General features: G+C 71.8%; 15 protein-coding genes. 10 read left to right on the top strand and 5 right to left on the bottom strand.

Annotation, left to right across the window (positions count from 1 at the left end):
- Positions 1-26 precede the first annotated feature (26 nt).
- Both ACZ5SK_RS34280 and ACZ5SK_RS34275 read left to right on the top strand, forming a co-directional pair.
- Positions 27-623, top strand: a complete 597-nt coding sequence (locus ACZ5SK_RS34280) for a hypothetical protein (protein ID WP_361706974.1) — start codon at positions 27-29, stop codon at positions 621-623.
- A gap of 52 nt (positions 624-675) precedes the next feature.
- Positions 676-1,728, top strand: coding sequence for an NAD-dependent epimerase/dehydratase family protein (locus ACZ5SK_RS34275; protein WP_334582377.1), 1,053 nt, complete (start codon positions 676-678; stop codon positions 1,726-1,728).
- Positions 1,729-1,739: 11 nt separating this feature from the next.
- Here the strand turns inward: ACZ5SK_RS34275 and ACZ5SK_RS34270 are convergent, their stop codons facing one another.
- Together ACZ5SK_RS34270 and ACZ5SK_RS34265 are read right to left on the bottom strand one after the other, a co-directional pair.
- Positions 1,740-2,852: a sensor histidine kinase gene (locus ACZ5SK_RS34270; protein ID WP_334582378.1), complete on the bottom strand. Its 1,113-nt coding sequence runs from the start codon at positions 2,850-2,852 to the stop codon at positions 1,740-1,742.
- Positions 2,842-3,576 carry a response regulator transcription factor gene (locus tag ACZ5SK_RS34265; RefSeq protein ID WP_334582379.1) on the bottom strand — a complete coding sequence of 245 codons (735 nt, stop codon included), beginning with the start codon at positions 3,574-3,576 and terminating at the stop codon, positions 2,842-2,844. Before ACZ5SK_RS34265 ends, ACZ5SK_RS34270 begins: the two co-directional genes overlap by 11 nt.
- A 117-nt stretch (positions 3,577-3,693) precedes the next feature.
- Here ACZ5SK_RS34265 and ACZ5SK_RS34260 point away from each other — a divergent pair, with 117 nt between their 5' ends.
- The 4 genes from ACZ5SK_RS34260 to ACZ5SK_RS34245 are packed head-to-tail and all read left to right on the top strand — an operon-like array spanning position 3,694 to position 7,368.
- Positions 3,694-4,413: a glycosyltransferase family 2 protein gene (locus tag ACZ5SK_RS34260; RefSeq protein WP_334583781.1), complete on the top strand. Its 720-nt coding sequence runs from the start codon at positions 3,694-3,696 to the stop codon at positions 4,411-4,413.
- Positions 4,410-5,057, top strand: coding sequence for a TIGR04282 family arsenosugar biosynthesis glycosyltransferase (locus ACZ5SK_RS34255; RefSeq protein ID WP_334582380.1), 648 nt, complete (start codon positions 4,410-4,412; stop codon positions 5,055-5,057). Before ACZ5SK_RS34260 ends, ACZ5SK_RS34255 begins: the two co-directional genes overlap by 4 nt.
- Positions 5,054-5,911, top strand: coding sequence for a class I SAM-dependent methyltransferase (locus tag ACZ5SK_RS34250; RefSeq protein WP_334582381.1), 858 nt, complete (start codon positions 5,054-5,056; stop codon positions 5,909-5,911). Before ACZ5SK_RS34255 ends, ACZ5SK_RS34250 begins: the two co-directional genes overlap by 4 nt.
- Positions 5,908-7,368, top strand: a complete 1,461-nt coding sequence (locus ACZ5SK_RS34245; protein ID WP_334582382.1) for a glycosyltransferase family 87 protein — start codon at positions 5,908-5,910, stop codon at positions 7,366-7,368. The genes ACZ5SK_RS34250 and ACZ5SK_RS34245 overlap by 4 nt, the downstream gene beginning before the upstream one ends.
- 90 nt (positions 7,369-7,458) lie before the next feature.
- On the opposite strand, the gene ACZ5SK_RS34240 is transcribed toward ACZ5SK_RS34245, so the two are convergent.
- On the bottom strand, positions 7,459-8,472 hold the full coding sequence (locus ACZ5SK_RS34240; protein WP_334582383.1) for a LacI family DNA-binding transcriptional regulator: 1,014 nt from the start codon (positions 8,470-8,472) through the stop codon (positions 7,459-7,461).
- A gap of 327 nt (positions 8,473-8,799) precedes the next feature.
- Between ACZ5SK_RS34240 and ACZ5SK_RS34235 the strand changes: the two genes are divergently transcribed.
- The 3 genes from ACZ5SK_RS34235 to ACZ5SK_RS34225 all read left to right on the top strand — a co-directional run bounded on the left by ACZ5SK_RS34235 (position 8,800) and on the right by ACZ5SK_RS34225 (position 11,465).
- Positions 8,800-9,765, top strand: a complete 966-nt coding sequence (locus ACZ5SK_RS34235; protein ID WP_334582384.1) for a glycoside hydrolase family 6 protein — start codon at positions 8,800-8,802, stop codon at positions 9,763-9,765.
- 480 nt (positions 9,766-10,245) lie between these two features.
- Positions 10,246-11,130: a leishmanolysin-related zinc metalloendopeptidase gene (locus tag ACZ5SK_RS34230; RefSeq protein ID WP_361706985.1), complete on the top strand. Its 885-nt coding sequence runs from the start codon at positions 10,246-10,248 to the stop codon at positions 11,128-11,130.
- A gap of 53 nt (positions 11,131-11,183) precedes the next feature.
- Entirely contained in the window at positions 11,184-11,465 is a 282-nt protein-coding gene (locus tag ACZ5SK_RS34225) for a hypothetical protein (protein WP_334582386.1), read from the top strand.
- Positions 11,466-11,561: 96 nt separating this feature from the next.
- Here the strand turns inward: ACZ5SK_RS34225 and ACZ5SK_RS34220 are convergent, their stop codons facing one another.
- Both ACZ5SK_RS34220 and ACZ5SK_RS34215 read right to left on the bottom strand, forming a co-directional pair.
- Complete coding sequence (locus ACZ5SK_RS34220; protein WP_468158267.1) at positions 11,562-12,845, bottom strand: CE1 family esterase; 1,284 nt, start codon at positions 12,843-12,845, stop codon at positions 11,562-11,564.
- A gap of 130 nt (positions 12,846-12,975) precedes the next feature.
- Positions 12,976-14,661 (bottom strand): glycoside hydrolase family 27 protein, encoded by a 1,686-nt coding sequence (locus ACZ5SK_RS34215; RefSeq protein WP_468576874.1) that lies wholly within the window; start codon positions 14,659-14,661, stop codon positions 12,976-12,978.
- Positions 14,662-15,034: 373 nt separating this feature from the next.
- On the opposite strand from ACZ5SK_RS34215, the gene ACZ5SK_RS34210 reads away from it, so the two are divergent.
- Positions 15,035-16,645: a glycoside hydrolase family 43 protein gene (locus ACZ5SK_RS34210; protein ID WP_468576873.1), complete on the top strand. Its 1,611-nt coding sequence runs from the start codon at positions 15,035-15,037 to the stop codon at positions 16,643-16,645.
- Positions 16,646-16,676: the final 31 nt, after the last annotated feature.

Below are 16,676 nucleotides of genomic sequence, written 5' to 3'. Positions count from 1 at the left end.
CGCCGGGGCCTTCGTAGGGTCGCCGGATGCGAACCCTTCGTACGACGGCTCTGGTGACCGCGCCTCCGATGCTGCTCGCGGTGGCCGGTCTCGTCCACCCGCGTCGGCTGACGGCCATGACGGCCGGTCACTGGGCCGACCTGCACATCGCCCTGCTGCCGGTCTTTCCTCTCCTCGTCCTCGGTCTGCTGGTGCCGCTGTGGGGCAGACCGCGCCGCGACGCCGAAGGCGCGCTGACCGTGCTCGCCTGGGCCGGGTGCCTCTGCTACGCCGCCTACTACCTGGGGCTCGACGCCGTGGCCGGGATATCCGCCGGCACGGTGGCGGCCCACGGCACGCACGGAGTGGTCGGGCGGCTCTTCGCGGCCGGCGACGAACTGGGCCGCTTCGGGGTGTACGGGCTCGCCGTGGCCTCGCTCGCGACGTGCGCGGTGCTCGGGCGGCGGCACGGCGTGCGGGTGCTGCCGGGGGCCGTGGTCCTCCTGGGCGCGTGCTGGTCGTTCCTGGACAGCCACATCTTCTGGCCCCGGGGGGTGTTCACCATGCTCGGCTTCGCCGTGGCCTTCGCTCTGCTCACCGTGGCCACGTCACGGCCCGGGACGGAAAGGCTTACGAACCCCTGACGTCCCGCCGTGGCGCGGCCCACGGGCGCGTGTACGGCCGTACGGTCGGGGCATGTTGATCCTGGTCACCGGAGGTGCGGGCTTCATCGGCTCGCACGTCGTCACCGCCCTCACCGCCGCCGGGCACGCCGTCCGCGTCCTCGACGCCCTGCTGCCCGCCGCGCACCGCGCGGCCCCCCCGATCCCCGAAGCCGTCGACTGGCGTCATGCGGACGTCCGCGACGGGGCGGCGGTGGCCGACGCCCTCCACGGCGTCGACGCGGTCTGCCACCAGGCCGCGATGGTCGGCCTCGGCAAGGCCTTCGCCGACGCCCCCGACTACGTCGGCTGCAACGACCTCGGCAGCGCCGTGCTGCTGGCCGGCATGGCGCGGGCCGGGGTGCGCCGACTCGTGCTGGCGAGTTCGATGGTCGTCTACGGCGAGGGCCGTTACGAGTGCTCGCGGCACGCAGTGGTACGACCGGGCCCGCGCGAAGTGGCCGATCTGGAGGCGGGGCGCTTCGAGCCCCCGTGCCCGGCGTGCGGGGAGCCGCTGGCCGCCGGCCTGGTGGCCGAGGACGCGCCCGCCGATCCGCGCAATGTGTACGCGGCCACCAAAATCGCCCAGGAACACCTCGCCGCCGCATGGGCGCGGGCGACGGGCGGCCGGGTGGCGGCACTGCGCTACCACAACGTGTACGGGCCCGGGATGCCGCGCGACACCCCGTACGCGGGTGTCGCCTCGCTGTTCCGCTCCGCGCTCGCCCGCGGCGAGGCGCCGCGCGTCTTCGAGGACGGCGGCCAGCAGCGGGACTTCGTCCATGTACGGGACGTCGCCATGGCCAACCGCGCGGCACTGGACGGGGTCGACGACCTGCCGGAGGGCACCGCACGCGCGTACAACGTCGGCAGCGGCGAGCCCCACACCGTGGGCGAGATGGCCGCCGCGCTGGCCGCGGAGCACGGCGGTCCGCTGCCCGTCGTCACGGGCGAGTACCGGCTCGGCGACGTCCGGCACATCACCGCCTCCTCGCGTCGGCTGCGTGAGGAACTGGGCTGGAAGCCCGAGGTGTCCTTCGCGCAGGGCATGGCGGAGTTCGCGACCGCGGCGCTGCGCACCGGGTGACGTCCGCCCGCTCAGGCGACCAGAGGCAGACGGACCTCGAAGCGGCAGCCGCCGGGCACGTTGCGTACGGCAGCGTGCCCGCGGTGGGCCTCGACGATGCCGCGCACGATGGCCAGGCCCAGACCGGCCCCGGCCGGCGGGGTACGGGCGTCGGTGCCGCGCCAGCCGGTCTCGAAGACGCGTGGCAGGTCCTCCGGGGCGATGCCGCCGCAGCCGTCGGTCACGGCCAGCACGACGCTGTCGGCCTCCCGGCGGGCGGAGACCGCGACGGTGCCGTCGGCCGGTGTCCGGCGGATGGCGTTGACGAGCAGGTTGGCCAGGACGCGGGACATCTCCCGGCCGTCGACCTCGACCGGCACGGGCTCCACACCGTGCCCGACCAGCTGTACCCCGTGCTCCCTGGCCAGTGCGTCGACGCCCGCGATGGCGTCGCCGACGAGGTCGTAGACCGACATCCGGGTCGGCGTCAGCGCGAGGACACCGGCCTGGATGCGGGAGAGTTCGAACAGGTCGCCGACCATGCCGCTGAGCCGTCCCACCTCGGACCGTATGCGCGCGTGGTAGACGCCGGGGTCGTGCACCATGCCGTCCTCCAGTGCCTCGGCCATCGCCTGCAGTCCGGCCAGCGGGGTGCGCAGATCGTGGGAGATCCAGGCGACCAGTTCGCGGCGGGACTCCTCAAGGGCCCTCTCCCGTTCCCGGGAGGCGGCCAACTTGGCGCTGGTGGCCGCGAGTTCACGGCTGAGCTCGGCGAGTTCGGCGGTGGGCGCGAGGACCGGCGGAGTGAAACTGCCGTCGTCGCCGAGGGCGCGGGTGGCCTCGGCGAGGGCCCGGCTGCCCCTGACGACGCCCCGGCCCAGGACGAGCGCCACCACCAGCGAGACCACCGCCGCCATGGCGCACACCATGGTCACGACCCACAGGTCGTGGTCGGACAGGAACATCGCCCTGGCCACCAGCATGGTTCCGGCGAGCATCGCCGCGACGGTGACGGCGGCGACCACCGCCAGCGACAGCGCGACCGACCGGTTGCGCAGCAGGCGCAGGACGGCCATGCCGGCCAGTCCGGCGGCGACCGCGCCGACGGCCGCGTACAGCGCGATGAGCAGCAGGTCACCGGTCATGACTCGGTCCCTCCCCGGCGGCGGTGTCCGGACGCAGCGGGTCGAAACGGTAGCCGACCCCCCACACCGTGCTGATCAGGCGGGGGCGGGCCGGATCGTCCTCGACCTTCTCGCGCAGCCGCCGCACATGGACGGTCACGGTCGACAGATCGCCGAACTCCCAGCCCCACACACGCCGCATCAGATCCTCCCGGCTCACCGCCCGCCCGGGGTTGCGCAGAAAGAACTCCAGGAGGTCGAACTCGCGTAGCGTCAGGGCGAGTTCGCGATCGTCGCGGGTGGCGCGCCGGGCGGCGGGATCCATCGCGAGCGGTCCCGCCCGCAGCCAGGGCTCCACGGACGGGGTCCGGGCCGCGGTCGTCGCGCCGGCGCGGCGCAGCACCGACTCCACCCGCAGCACGAGTTCGCGGGGGCTGAAGGGCTTGGTGACGTAGTCGTCCGCGCCGACCTCCAGGCCGAGGACGCGGTCCTCCTCGTCACCCCGGGCGGTGAGCATGATCACCGGCAGTGGGCCGTCCCTTCGGATGCGCCGGCAGACCTCCAGGCCGTCCATGCCGGGCAGCATCAGGTCCAGTACGACCAGGTCGGGCGGTTGGTCGCCGGCCAGCCGGACGGCGCTGGGGCCGTCGGCGGCCACGTCGACCGCGAAGCCGGCCCGGTCCAGATATCCGGCGACGACCTCGGAGACGGTGGGGTCGTCGTCCACGACGAGTACGCGTTTCACACGACCGAGTCTCGCACCCGCTGTCAGCCGCTGACCTGCGACGCCGGTCGACGTCAGCGATCCGTAAGGTCTGGAATTCCGTTATGTCCGTTTCGAGTTCGTAGGGTGAGCAGCGTGATCGAGACTTCCCCCTCCCCTCTCGTGGACGTCGTGCTGCCTTGTCTCGACGAGGCCGACGCCCTCCCCTGGGTACTGGAGCGCATCCCTGCGGGCTGGCGTGCGATCGTCGTCGACAACGGCTCCACCGACGGCTCCCCGGACATCGCCCGCGCACTCGGCGCGACAGTCGTCCACGAGCCCCGGCGCGGCTTCGGCGCCGCCTGTCACGCCGGTCTGTCCGCCGCCACCGCCGACATCGTCTGCTTCTGCGACTGCGACGCCTCCCTCGACCCCGGGTTGCTGCCCGGGCTGGCCGGCCCCGTCCTCGACGGCGCCGCCGACCTGGTCCTGGGCCGCCGACGCGCCACGGCCTTCCGTGCCTGGCCCGCGCACGCCCGGCTCGCCAACCTGGAACTGGCCCGGCTGGTCCGCCGCCGCACCGGCCTGCGCCTGCACGACCTCGGCCCGATGCGCGCCGCCCGCCGCGAGGCACTGCTCGCCCTCGGCCTGACCGATCGGCGCTCCGGCTATCCGCTGCAGATGGTGGTCCGCGCAGCCGACGCCGGCTGGCGGGTGACCGAGACCGACGTCCCCTATCTGCCGCGCACCGGCCGCTCGAAGGTCACCGGCACCTGGCGCGGCACCTGGCACGCCGTCCGCGACATGCGCGCCGTCCTCGCCGAACAGAGCGCCACCCGTCCGGCCGCGGCCACGGCGGTCGAGGGGGTCGCGCGATGACGGCGCCCACGGGGCCGGCCACGCTGCTGGTCATCGCCAAGGAGCCGGTGCCCGGGCGGGTCAAGACCCGGCTCACCCCGCCGTACACGCCCCGCGAGGCCGCGGCGCTGGCCGAGGCGGCTCTCACCGACACTCTCCTGACCGTGCTGCGGGCTCCCGCCCGGCGCCGCGTCCTGGTCCTGGACGGATCCCCCGGCCCCTGGCTGCCGCCCGGCTTCGACCTCGTTCCCCAGGCGCCGGGCGGCCTGGCGGAGCGGATCGCCGCCGCCTTCGAGGGGTGCGACGACAGTCCGGCCTTCCTGGTGGGCATGGACACTCCGCAGCTGACCGTGGACCTCCTCGCCGAGGCCGGGCGCGGCGGCTGCGACGCCTGGTTCGGGCCGGCCTGCGACGGCGGATTCTGGGGTCTCGGGTTCGCCGATCCGGGACGGGCGGGGGCTCTGGTGCGGGGCGTGCCGATGTCCACGGACCGCACGGGCGCCGTCCAGCGCGGCCGGCTCGCCGAGGCGCGGCTCGTCATCCGTGATCTTCCGATGCTGCGGGACGTGGACACCGCCGCCGACGCCGCCGAGGTCGCCGCGTGCTGCCCGCCCGACTCCGGTTTCCGTACCGTGCTGAACTCGCTCGCGGAGACCGCCCGATGAGCCGCGCCGCGAGCGGTGGGCAGCCCGCCCTCGCCGAGCGGGCGGAGACGACCGCGCCCCCGCGGTCGCCGCACCCGGTGCTTCCGCCGGCCTGGCCACCGGCAGCGACGCGCCCCGTCGACGACCTGATCGCCGTGGAGCCCGGGACACCGTGGGCGGACGATCCCTACGCCCGCGCGCTGCGCGCCGGCCACGGCCCGCTGTTCCTGCGCCGCCTGTCGGATCCTGATCGTCCCGGGCAGGGGGAGCTCCTGTCGCTGGACGTGGAGCGCTGGTGTGCCGCCGCCGATGCCGTCGACCTGGCCGTACTGCGCCGCTGCACCGGCCCGGTCATGGACGTCGGCTGCGGCCCCGGACGGCTGGTGGCCGAGCTGGCCGCCCGGGGCATGCCGGCGCTGGGCGTGGACCTCAGCCCGGCCGCCGTGTCCCGTACCCGGCGCCGAGGCGGCACCGCTGTGCGGCGGTCCGTCTTCGCCCGCCTGCCCAGGGAGGGCCGGTGGACCACGCTGCTCCTCATGGACGGCAACATCGGCATCGGCGGTGATCCCGTCGCCCTGCTCACCCGGCTGCACCGGCTCGCCGCACCCGGCGGACGCCTGCTCGCCGAGGCCGCCCCCGACGACGTCGACGAACGCCTCACCGTCCGCGTGGAGGACGGCCACGGCCGGCACGGCCGTCCCTTTCCCTGGGCCCGCGTCGGCGTCACCGCGCTGCTGCGCGCCTCGGACGCAGCGGGCTGGATCCTCACCGGGCGGTGGACGGCCGACGGCCGCCCCTTCGTCGAACTGCACCGCCCGAAGCCGTCGTACGACGCCCCGGATCCCACTGCACCCGGAGGGCCCGCCCCCGCATGAGCGACACCACTCTCCCCCGCGGCCGGGGCCAGGAGAAACCCCAGGCTTCCTCCGTCCCGGATCCCGGCCGTCCCGTCACGCCGAAGAGCCGGCGCGCGCCCGTCGCCGTCGCCGTCACCACCGCCCTGCTCGCCGCGCTCACCGCCGTCGTGGTCGACACCCTCCGCACGGGCGACAACGAGACCGACCCCGGCCGGGTGCTGGCCGGTTACGCCGTCGCCTGGACGCTGTTCGCCGCCGCGGCGTGGACCGTGCGCAGAGTGCCGGCGCGCGCCGCGGTCGTCCTGGTCCTGGCGGGCTCGGCCGCCGTCGCCGTGGCCGCACTGGCCACCCCGCCCCGCACCAGCAACGACATGTTCCGCTACGCCTGGGACGGCCGTGTACAGGCCGCGGGCATCTCCCCGTACGCCCACCCACCGGCCGCGCCCGAGCTGAAGCACCTGCGCGACACCTGGCTGTTCCCCACCGAACGGCCCTGCGAGGGCTGGGGCCTGACGCACACCAAGGACGACCTGTGCGTCCGTATCAACCGGCCGGGCGTTCCCACCATCTACCCGCCCGTCGCCGAGGGCTGGTACCTCGCCGTTCACGTCCTCTCCCCGGCGGACAGCCGCCACAAGCCGCTCCAGGTCGCAGGCGCGGTGCTGGCGTTCGGCACCACCATCGCCCTGCTCGCCGTACTGCGCCGGCGCGGCGACCCGCAGCGGGCCCCCGCCCGGGCAGCCCTGTGGGCGTGGTGCCCCGCCGTCCCCTTCGAAGCGGTCAACGACGCGCACATCGACACCCTCGGCGTTCTGCTCACCGTCCTCGCGCTCGGCACGGCCACCGCCGGCGCCCGCCGGGGCGCGCTCCTCGGCGCCGCCGTCGCCGTGAAACTGCTGCCCGTCCTGGCGCTGCCCGGCGCCCTGGCCGGGCAGCGCGGCCCGAAGCGGATCGCGGGCGTGGTCACGGCCGTCCTCGGCGCGATCGCGCTCGCCTACCTGCCGTATGTCGCCGTATCAGGCGTCGGCGTACTCGGCTACCTGCCCGGCTACCTTCAGGAGGAAGGCTACGAATCCGGACATGTACGCCGCTTCGCCCTGCTGCGCCTGCTGCTGCCGGACACCGCCGCGGGCGTGGCCGTGACGATCCTGCTCGCGCTGACCGCCCTGTACGTGTGGTGGCGCGGTGACCCCGCCCGGCCCTGGTCCGGCGCCCTGCTGCTCACCGGCACGGCACTGCTCCTCGTCTCGCCCAGCTACCCCTGGTACTCCCTGCTCCTGGTCGCCCTGGTCGCCCTCGACGGCCGATGGGAGTGGCTGACCGTCACCATGGCCGGCACCGTGCTCTATCTCGCCGCCCGCATACTGCCCGGCTTCCCTCTCCAGGCCTGGGCCTACGGCTCCGCGGCCGTGGCGGTCGCACTCGGCGCCTGTGTGCGGGGCGCCAGGGGTGACCGGCACGTCGTCCTGAGCTGAGGCCGGTGCCCGCCTCGGCAATCCAACGGGTGGGTGGGCATCGCGCTCGGGCGCCGACAGGCTTCGCCGGCGCTCCGTGGGGCATGGCCCTCAAGCGCTCGAGCGGGTGACCAGGCGCGTGGGCAGGATCAGCGGGGTGGGGTCCTGTCCGTCGATGAGCGAGACGAGCATGCGCGCCATCTCCCGCCCAAGGGCCGCTATGGGCTGATGAACGGTGGTCAGCGGCGGATCTGCGACCTGGGCGACGGTCAGGTCGTCAAAGCCGATCACAGCGACGTCGGCTGGAACCGTCCGGCCGGCCGCACGCAGCGTGCGCAGCGCCCCCGCCCCCATGTTGTCGTTCGCGGCGAACACCCCGTCCAGGTCCGGGTGGTCGGCCAGCAGCGCGGCCATGGCAGCGGCTCCGCTGGGCTCAGTGAAGTCCCCCTCCTGCGGCGGGGACGGTTCAAGGCCGGCGGCCAGCATGGCGTCCCGATAGCCGCGGTACCGGGCGCGCCCGGCCTCGGTGTCCAAGCGCCCGCAGATCGCGGCTGTGCGAGTCCTGCCGCGCGAGATCAGGTACTCGGTCGCCTCGCGCGCTCCGCCGACGTTGTCGACGTCCACGTACCACCGGGGAGCCGGACCGACGGGGCGCCCTCCGAACACGACCGGCAGCTGCGTCTCCTCGGCCATGCCGGCCAGCGGATCGTCCTCGCGCAGCGCCATCAGCATGACGCCGTCGGCGCCCCTGGACCGGAAGAGCTCCTGCACCCGCTTGCGCCCCCGGTCGGAAGCGGCCAGGCACAGCATCAGATGCAGGTCGGCCTCCTCCAGAGCGGCCGACGCCCCCACGATCACCTGCGCGAAGAACGGATCCGCGAAGATCGAGGGATCCTCTCCCGAAATGACCAGGGCGGCCGCTCCCGTCTGACGGGTGGCCAGAGCGCGGGCAGTCGGGTTGGGCACATAGCCGAGTTGCCGCACGGCCCGTTCGACCGCCTCCCGTTTGGCACGGCTGACGTGCGGGGCGTTGTTGAGGGCGCGCGAGGCCACCGAGCGGGAGACGCCGGCGAGTTCGGCCACCTCGTCCAGTGTCGAGTGCCTACGCGGCGCATCGTCTGCCATGAGCCATGAGCCCTTCCGTGTCAGGCCGGACGCGAAGCGTCCTACCCTGGCAGCTCGGACTGGAAGCGCTTCCAGATCCAGCCCGACTGTAGAACATGTCGAGCCCGTTTCCCGCCGCGTGCAGCACGATTGACGCAATCTCACGTCGACCCTTGACACCTCTCCCAGCCCGCCACACGATACCGACCACACCCCAAAGGCCTCGGTGTCTTTGGGAGCGCTTCCAGTGGGAGCGCTCCCAAAGCTCGCCGGCCGCGCTTCCTCAGTGCATCGCATGCTCGGGACGAGGGCGTGCGACGCATCCCTGCCAGGAAAACGAGGTACCTCATGCGCCGCAGACTCCGCGCCCTCGCGACAGCGCTCTTGGCCCTGCCGCTGGCGCTCGCCGCCGCACCTTCCGCCCACGCGGCCGACCCCACCACCATGACCACCGGGTTCTACGTGGACCCCGACTCCAGCGCGAACCGGTGGGTCGCCGCCAACCCCGGCGACGGCCGGGCACCGGCGATCAACGCCAACATCGCCAAGACCCCGACGGCCCGCTGGTTCGGCTCGTGGAGCGGCGCCATCGGCACCGCCACCGGCGCGTACGCGGGGGCGGCGGACCGCTCGGACAAACTGCCCCTCCTGGTCGCCTACAACATCTACAACCGCGACTACTGCGGCGGCCACTCCGCCGGCGGGGCCGCTTCGCCGTCCGCCTACGCCAACTGGATCGCACAGTTCGCGGGCGGCATAGCCAACCGCCCGGCCGTCGTGCTCCTCGAACCGGACTCCCTCGGGGACTACGGCTGCATGACGCAGGCCCAGATCACCGAACGGCAGAGCATGCTCAGCGGGGCCCTCACCCAGTTCAACCGCCAGTCCCCCAACACCTGGGTCTACCTGGACGCCGGCAACCCCGGCTGGGCCGGCGCCGCGACCATGGCCCAGCGCCTCCACAACGCCGGCCTCCGACAGGCCCACGGTTTCTCGCTCAACATCTCCAACTACTTCACCACGGCCGAGAACACCGCCTACGGCAACGCCGTCAACAGCGAACTCAGCGCACGCTACGGCTACACCAAGCCGTTCGTCGTGGACACCAGCCGCAACGGCAACGGCTCCAACGGCCAGTGGTGCAACCCCTCCGGCCGCCGCATCGGCACCCCCAGCCGACTGGGCGGTGGCGCCGAGATGCTCTTGTGGATCAAGGTGCCAGGCGAGTCCGACGGCAACTGCGGCGTCGGAAACGGCTCTTCGGCCGGGCAGTTCCTCCCCGAGGTCGCCTACAAGATGATCTACGGCTACTGATCCGCAACAGGGTGCCGTCAACGAGCGTCGAACCAGGTGACAAGTAACCCGTCAGTGGCTTTCGGATCGAAGATCGGCCCCCTCCCCGGGACATGGAGAGGGGGCCGATGAGTGTGCGCTGATGTTCAGGCCGCTCGGACGCGGCGACACCGACCTGCTGGGGGACGTGCTCGACCGCATCGGACGGTAGCTCCAGGCGCATCTTGGGGAACCGGCCGCGCCAGGTCAGGAACTTGAACTGGACAGCGAATCCCAGCCTCGTGGCCCCGGTTTGTTCCGTAACCAGCCTGCCTCGTCCTCGAACAGGGTGAGGTGGTCCAGGACGGCCGTGGCCAGGCCGGTGGCGAGGCCGGCTGCCGCACAGCGGGGCTCCCCAGAGTTCACCCCCTGGCGCCGCAGGACGCGGTTTCGACGAGCGCCGCGACTTTCACCCGTTTAGGGTAAATACGACCCATATTCCCCTGAATCGGAGGGTTAGTTGTGGCCACAACCAACAATCACAGCCATGTGGCAGTGGCCGACAGCCGTCGAGCCGAAGCGCTCGCCGCCACGACATCGCCGTTCAAGATCGTGGTCCGCTTCCTCGGCGGGCTGAGCAGTAGCCAGGAGAAGGCATTCACCGCAGCCGCCGACCGCTGGGTGCACGTCATCGTGGGCGACCTGCCTTCTGTGGTGATCGACGGCGAGGTCATCGACGATCTCCTGATCCTTGCGCAGGGGCGCCCGATCGACGGCCCGGGCGGCATCCTGGGACAGGCGGGACCCACCCACGTCCGGCCCCCGTCGGCCGGCAGCGCCGCTTCTCTCCCCGCCAAGGGCATCATGTCCTTCGACACGGCCGACCTGGAGCAGATGGAGCAGGACGGCACGCTGAACGACGTCATCACCCACGAGATGGGCCATGTGCTGGGCATTGGCAGCGTCTGGAACGACAAAGGCCTGCTCGCGGACGCCGGCACCTCGAATCCGACCTTCCTCGGGCGCGCCGCCATGGACGAGTACCGTGCGCTGCGCGGCGAGGGCACACTGCAACCGGTACCGGTCCAGAACCTCGGCGGTCCCGGAACGGCGGATTCGCACTGGCGGGAGACCGTCTTCGGCAACGAGTTGATGTCCCCGTTCATTGCGGGCCCGGGCAACCCCATGAGCCGCATGACGGTGGCGAGCCTCGGCGACCTGGGCTACGAGGTGGACCTTGAGGCTGCCGAGCGGTACCAGTTGCCGGACCTGCACGCACTGGCCGCAGAGGGTGTGCTCGTGGCTCACGCCGCACCGATCGACGTCGGCATGATGCTGCCGGTCATTCCGGTCGCTCTGCCACCCGAGAGTCTGCAGGTCTCGGGCGCCGAGGCGCCGGTGCCGTGACGGACAGGGGCCATCGTCCCGCAGACGAGCGGAACACGCGGCCGGAGCCGGGAGTGGTCCTTCGTCCGGAGGTGTTCGTCCTCGGTGACGAGGCGTTGGTCCCTGAAAGCAACATGGTCCGGCCCGCCCCCACCCGCTTCACCCACGAGTTGGTGGTCGATGAGCCCTTCCACCTCGACGGTCCCGAGCGTGGTCGTGCCCCCGACGGTCAACTACCGGCGGGGACACGGGTGGTGGTGCTTGCGGCCGGTGACGACCACTGCCGTGTCGCCGACGCCGAGGGCCTGTGCGTCGACGTGCGGCGGACGAGCCTGCGCAAGCTGACCGACGCCTGACGTGGTCCCGCCACGGTGACTTGTCCGCGGGTGTGTCGGACGGGGTCCGGGGCCGGGCCGGTCGGGAACCGGTCCGGCCGCGGAGCCTCGTGCCGATCAGGTGACGGCGCAGGCGGTGCCGTTGAGGGCGAACGAGGTGGGCGGGGCGGTATCGCCGGTGTGGGCGGCCTGGAAGCCGATGTCGATGGAGGCGCCGGGGGCGATCGTGGCGTTGTGGGAGGCGTTCCTGGCCGTCACCCGGCCGGAGGCGGGCGAGTAGTCGGCGTTCCAGCCGGAGGTGACGGCCTGGCCGTCGGGCAGGGTGAAGGCCAGCGACCAGCCGTCGATCGAGGTGGCGCCGGTGTTGGTGATGGTGATGTTCGAGGTCAGGCCGGTGTTCCAGGCGCTGACGGTGGTGGTGACCCGGCAGGTCGACGTCCCCGGCGGCGGGTTGGAGGTCGTGAACTGTGTGAAGAACTTCCACACCTCTTGCGGCAGCCAGGTCCTGGAGCCGCTGTCACCGGGGGCCCCGTCCTGCGGAGCGGCGATGTGTCCTTCGTCGAACGCGGCCCAGGCGACCGGATGCCCGGCCGAGCAGCCCGAGTAGGTGGTGATTCGGTGCGTCAGGCTGCCCTGGGCCGGCTCCGGCGGGTTCTGGGGGGTGCAGCCGTTGTTCCTGACGAACCTGTCCCGCATCGCCCGTCCGCCGGAGATGGCGAGGACGCTGTCCCTGAGGCCGTGCACTCCGAGGTAGGCGATGGGCTGGGTGCCGCCGCTGCATCCGCTGAGCTGTCCGCCGCTCTGGACCGCGACCGCGCGGAACACCGTGGCCCGGGAACATGCGAGGGCGTACGACATGGCGGCGCCGTAGCTGAATCCCAGAGCGAAGCGCTGTGTGGTGTCGACGCACAGGTCCGCCTCGATCCGCCTGATCATGTCGTCGACGAGGGTGACGTCCTCCCCGCCGGCGTTGGCCCAGCCGTTGTTGAGGCCCTGGGGTGCGACGAAGATGGCGCTGTTGTCGGCCAGTCGCCGGAGGCCATAGTAGGCCCAGGTGCCCGTTTCCACGGTGCGGCCCGTGGCGACGTCGGTGGAGGTGCCGCCCAGCCAGTGGAGTCCGAGGACCAGCCGGTAGGGGCGGCTCCGGTCGTAGCCGTCCGGGATCCGCAGGATGAAGCTCCGGTTCTTGCCGCTGCTCTGGATCGTGTGCGTACCGCTCGTGAGGGTGGGTGTCTTGCCGCATCCGGGGCTCGCGGCCGCTGGACGGACGGATGCGGTTGCCGTGCGGGAGGCTGTGAGCGGGGTCTCGTGTCGGCCGTGGCCCAGTGCCGTGCCGCCCATGCTCAGGACGACCAGCACCGCGACCAGGGCGGGCCATAAGAGGGATCTTGTCCTTGTCATCGTGCAACTCCCCTTCTGTTGGAGCATCGCCATGTCGGGGTCGTCGGTGCGGGCGCCGAACTCCGCGGTGGTGAGCGTGATCCCGGTGCGGCTGCCCGGGTGAGCCGGCTCGTGCCGTTGGCGAGGTCCCTCACGCGCGGGGCCACTTCTGGTTGTTCTGGCCGGTGCAGGTCCACAGGATGACCGGGGTCCCGTTGGCGGTTCCTGCCTGGTCGGCGTCGAGGCACAGTCCGGCGTGGACGTTGCGGATCGAGCCGTCGGAGCCGACGGTCCACTTCTGGTTGTCCTGGCCGTTGCAGGGCCAGATGATGACCCGGGTGCCGTTGGCGGTGCCCTGGTCGGAGGCGTCCAGGCACTTGTCGCCGTAGACGCGGATCTCGCCTCCGGCCCATGTGGTCCACAGTTGGTTGGCGGCGGTGTGGCAGTCCCAGATCAGCGTCGCCGTCCCGGCCGTGGTGGAGGCGTTGTCCACGTCCAGGCAGCGGCCGGACGCGGTGCCGCGCAGGCGTGCGGTGGTGGCGGTCAGCGGGCTGCCGCCGCTCACCCGGAACACGGCGGCGCCGTGCGCGGGGACGCTCGCCGTGATCTGGCCCGAGGTGCTCGACGTGCCGCCGGTCCACAGGTCGGTGAGGGTGAACGGCCCTCCGGCGAGGCCGACCTGCGCGGCCGTGGCGGTGACGGTCGCGGTGCCCGCTCCCCGGTTGAACAGGCCCACCGCGACGGAGCCGTCGGACAGGGGCTTGGCGAACACCTCGGTGTCACCGTCGTCGCGGACCCTGCGCCCGCCCGCACCCAGCCGGTCCTGGTTCACCGCCAGCAGGCGGGGGTTGCGCAGGATCGCGCTCACGTCGGCGGACATGGTGCGGATGTCGTTGCCCGCGATGAGCGGAGCGCCCAGCAGCGCCCACAGGGCGAAGTGCGAGCGGGACTCGGTCAGTGACAGACCGGGACGGCCGACGACGAGCATGTCGGGGTCGTTCCAGTGTCCCGGGCCCGACTGAGCGGCCAGCGACGCGGTGACGTCGAGGACGTTGCCGACTCCCATCGGGTAGCTGTTGGCGTTGTTGTTCTGCCAGATGTCGAGCAGGTCCTCGCTCGTCCGCCACAGGTCGGCGACCTCGCCCCAGTCGTAGGCGGCGCCGGTGATGGCGTGGAAGCTGTTGGGGTTGATGCTGTAGACGATCGGCCGCCCGGTGGCGCGCAGGGCGTCTCGCATGAGCGTGAACCGCGCGACCTGCTCGTCACGTGTGCCGCTGGAGGAGCACCAGTCGTACTTGAGGTAGTCCACACCCCACGAGGCGAACGTGGCGGCGTCCTGGGTCTCGTGGCCCTTGCTGCCGGTGGAGCCGGGGTAGCCGCCCGTGCCCTGCGCGCACGTGCGCTCGCCCGGCGCCTGGTAGACGCCGAACTTCAGGCCCTTGCCGTGGATGTAGTCGCCGAGCGCCTTCATCCCACTGGGGAACTTGGCCGAATTCGCCCGCAGGTTGCCCGCCGCGTCACGCTGCGGGTCGAACCAGCAGTCGTCGACGACGACATACCGGTAGCCCGCGTCCTTCATGCCCGAGGACACCATCGCGTCGGCGGCCTGACGGACCTGCGCCTCGGTGATCCCACATCCGAAGCTGTTCCAGCTGTTCCAGCCCAGCGGCGGGGTGAGTGCCGGGCTGCCGGGCGCGGCCGCGGCGGTGGCGGTGGAGTGGACGGAGGCCGTGAACGACGCGGTGAGCGTCAGCGCGGCGGCCGCGAAGAGGTCGAGCAGTCGTCTGCCTGGTCGTCCGGGCACGGTGAGGTCCTTTCCGGGGTGAGGGCGCCGCATGGATGATCACCGACGGCGCCAGACAGCGGATGAAAGCCGCGCCGCGACGACCATGTCATGCCTATGACACCTCATCGATCGTTCGAAATTTCCACTCGATTTCGGATCGTCGATCTCACGGATATTAGAGAGAGTCCCGAGCGTGTCAACACATTCGTCGAGACCCCCGCGCCAGTGACCGGCAATCAACCACCATCAGCCACCCGCCAACTCCGAAACATTTCGCTCCTGCAAGCGAATCATGCGAGGCCTATTGACGGGAGCTGTCGGCCTCCTATCATCCAGAAAGCTCGATGAGTCGATTAGTGTTCGCGATTTCGAACACAGCGAGTCCGCCCCCCACCCAAGCGATCCTTCGCAGAGAGAACGACACATGGATCTGTCATGCTCTCAACAACCTCTGGGCCGTCGCCGAGCGCTGGCCGCCGCCGCCGGCCTGGTCACCGGCGCCCTCCTCCCCCAGACGCCGGCCCGCGCGGCCGGCACGACGTTCACCAACCCGGTGATCTGGCAGGACTTCGCGGACATCGACGTCATCCGGGTCGGTGGCACCTACTACGCCTCGGCCTCGACGATGCACTACTCACCGGGCGCGCCCGTCCTGCGTTCGTACGACCTGGTGAACTGGGAGATCGTCGGTCACTCGGTGCCCGTTCTCGACTTCGGCGCCAAGTACGACCTGAACGGTGCCCGTGGCTATGTCAGAGGGATCTGGGCGTCGTCGCTGGCCTACCGTCCGAGCAACAGGACGTTCTACTGGCTGGGTCAGATCGACTTCGCCCGGACGTACGTCCACACCGCCCCCGCCGTCGAGGGGCCGTGGAGCAGACTGACGACGATCAGCACGCCGTACTACGACGCGGGGCTCCTCGTCGACACCGACGACACCCTCTACGTGGCCTACGGGAACACCACCATCAATGTGGCCCAGCTCTCGCCCGACGGCCGCACCCAGGTCCGCACGCAGCAGGTGTTCACGACACCGTCGAGTGTCGGCACCCTCGAGGGCTCCCGCTTCTACAAGATCAACGGGCAGTACTACATCTTCCTGACCCGCCCCGCCAACGGGCAGTACATCCTGAAGTCGTCGGGCGGCCCCTTCGGCCCGTACACGATGCGGCAGGTGCTCCTCGACCTGCGCGGGCCGATACCCGGCGGTGGGGTCCCGCACCAGGGCGGGCTGGTGCAGACGCAGAACGGCGCCTGGTACTACCTGGCCTTCGTCGACGCGTACCCCGGCGGCCGGATGCCTGCCCTGACACCGGTCACCTGGACCTCGGACGGCTGGCCCGTCGTGCAACTGGTGAACGGCGCATGGGGCACCTCGTATCCCGTCCCCGCCGTACCCGCTCCACCGCGCCGGGTCACCCCCCTGATCGGCGTCGACACCTTCGACGGCACGACTCTCAAGCCGAGGTGGGAGTGGAACCACAACCCCGACAACACCAAGTGGTCGGTCGACAACGGACTGACCCTGCGGACCGCGACCGTCACCGACGACCTGTACTGGGCCCGCAACACCCTCACGCACCGCGTCCAGGGCCCCACCTCCACCGCCACCGTCCAGCTCGACCACTCCGCGATGCGGGACGGCGACCGGGCCGGCCTCGCGCTGCTGCGTGACTCCTCCGCCTGGATCGGCGTCAAACGGGACGGCGGCGCGACGCGGGTGGTGATGGTCAACGGGCTGACCATGGACAGCAACTGGAACACCACCGGCACCGGCACGGAGGCCGCGAGCGCGACCGTCCCCGGCGGCCGCGTCTGGCTGCGCGCGACCGCGGACATCCGCCCCGGCGCGGCACGCCCCGGCGCCTTCTCCTACAGCACCGACGGCACCGCCTTCACCCGCCTGGGACCCGCCTTCTCCATGGGCAACGACTGGCGGTTCTTCATGGGCTACCGATTCGCCCTCTTCAACCACGCCACCCAGGCACTCGGCGGCGCGGTCCGCGTCACGCGGTTCGAGCTGTCCGTGCCCTGAACCCTGAACCGATCCATCCCTCGCACCATCC

The sequence above is a fragment of the Streptomyces sp. NPDC031474 genome (assembly GCF_055581185.1).
This window is presented reverse-complemented; position numbering and strand designations above follow the sequence as displayed.

Coding starts and splice junctions, on each gene's coding strand:
- ACZ5SK_RS34245 (WP_334582382.1), top strand. CDS start 5,908: ATGAGCGACACCACTCTCCCCCGCGGCCGGGGCCAGGAGAAACCCCAG.
- ACZ5SK_RS34220 (WP_468158267.1), bottom strand. CDS start 12,845: ATGACAAGGACAAGATCCCTCTTATGGCCCGCCCTGGTCGCGGTGCTG.
- ACZ5SK_RS34280 (WP_361706974.1), top strand. CDS start 27: ATGCGAACCCTTCGTACGACGGCTCTGGTGACCGCGCCTCCGATGCTG.
- ACZ5SK_RS34255 (WP_334582380.1), top strand. CDS start 4,410: ATGACGGCGCCCACGGGGCCGGCCACGCTGCTGGTCATCGCCAAGGAG.
- ACZ5SK_RS34275 (WP_334582377.1), top strand. CDS start 676: ATGTTGATCCTGGTCACCGGAGGTGCGGGCTTCATCGGCTCGCACGTC.
- ACZ5SK_RS34215 (WP_468576874.1), bottom strand. CDS start 14,661: ATGCGGCGCCCTCACCCCGGAAAGGACCTCACCGTGCCCGGACGACCA.
- ACZ5SK_RS34250 (WP_334582381.1), top strand. CDS start 5,054: ATGAGCCGCGCCGCGAGCGGTGGGCAGCCCGCCCTCGCCGAGCGGGCG.
- ACZ5SK_RS34210 (WP_468576873.1), top strand. CDS start 15,035: ATGGATCTGTCATGCTCTCAACAACCTCTGGGCCGTCGCCGAGCGCTG.
- ACZ5SK_RS34270 (WP_334582378.1), bottom strand. CDS start 2,852: ATGACCGGTGACCTGCTGCTCATCGCGCTGTACGCGGCCGTCGGCGCG.
- ACZ5SK_RS34240 (WP_334582383.1), bottom strand. CDS start 8,472: ATGGCAGACGATGCGCCGCGTAGGCACTCGACACTGGACGAGGTGGCC.
- ACZ5SK_RS34235 (WP_334582384.1), top strand. CDS start 8,800: ATGCGCCGCAGACTCCGCGCCCTCGCGACAGCGCTCTTGGCCCTGCCG.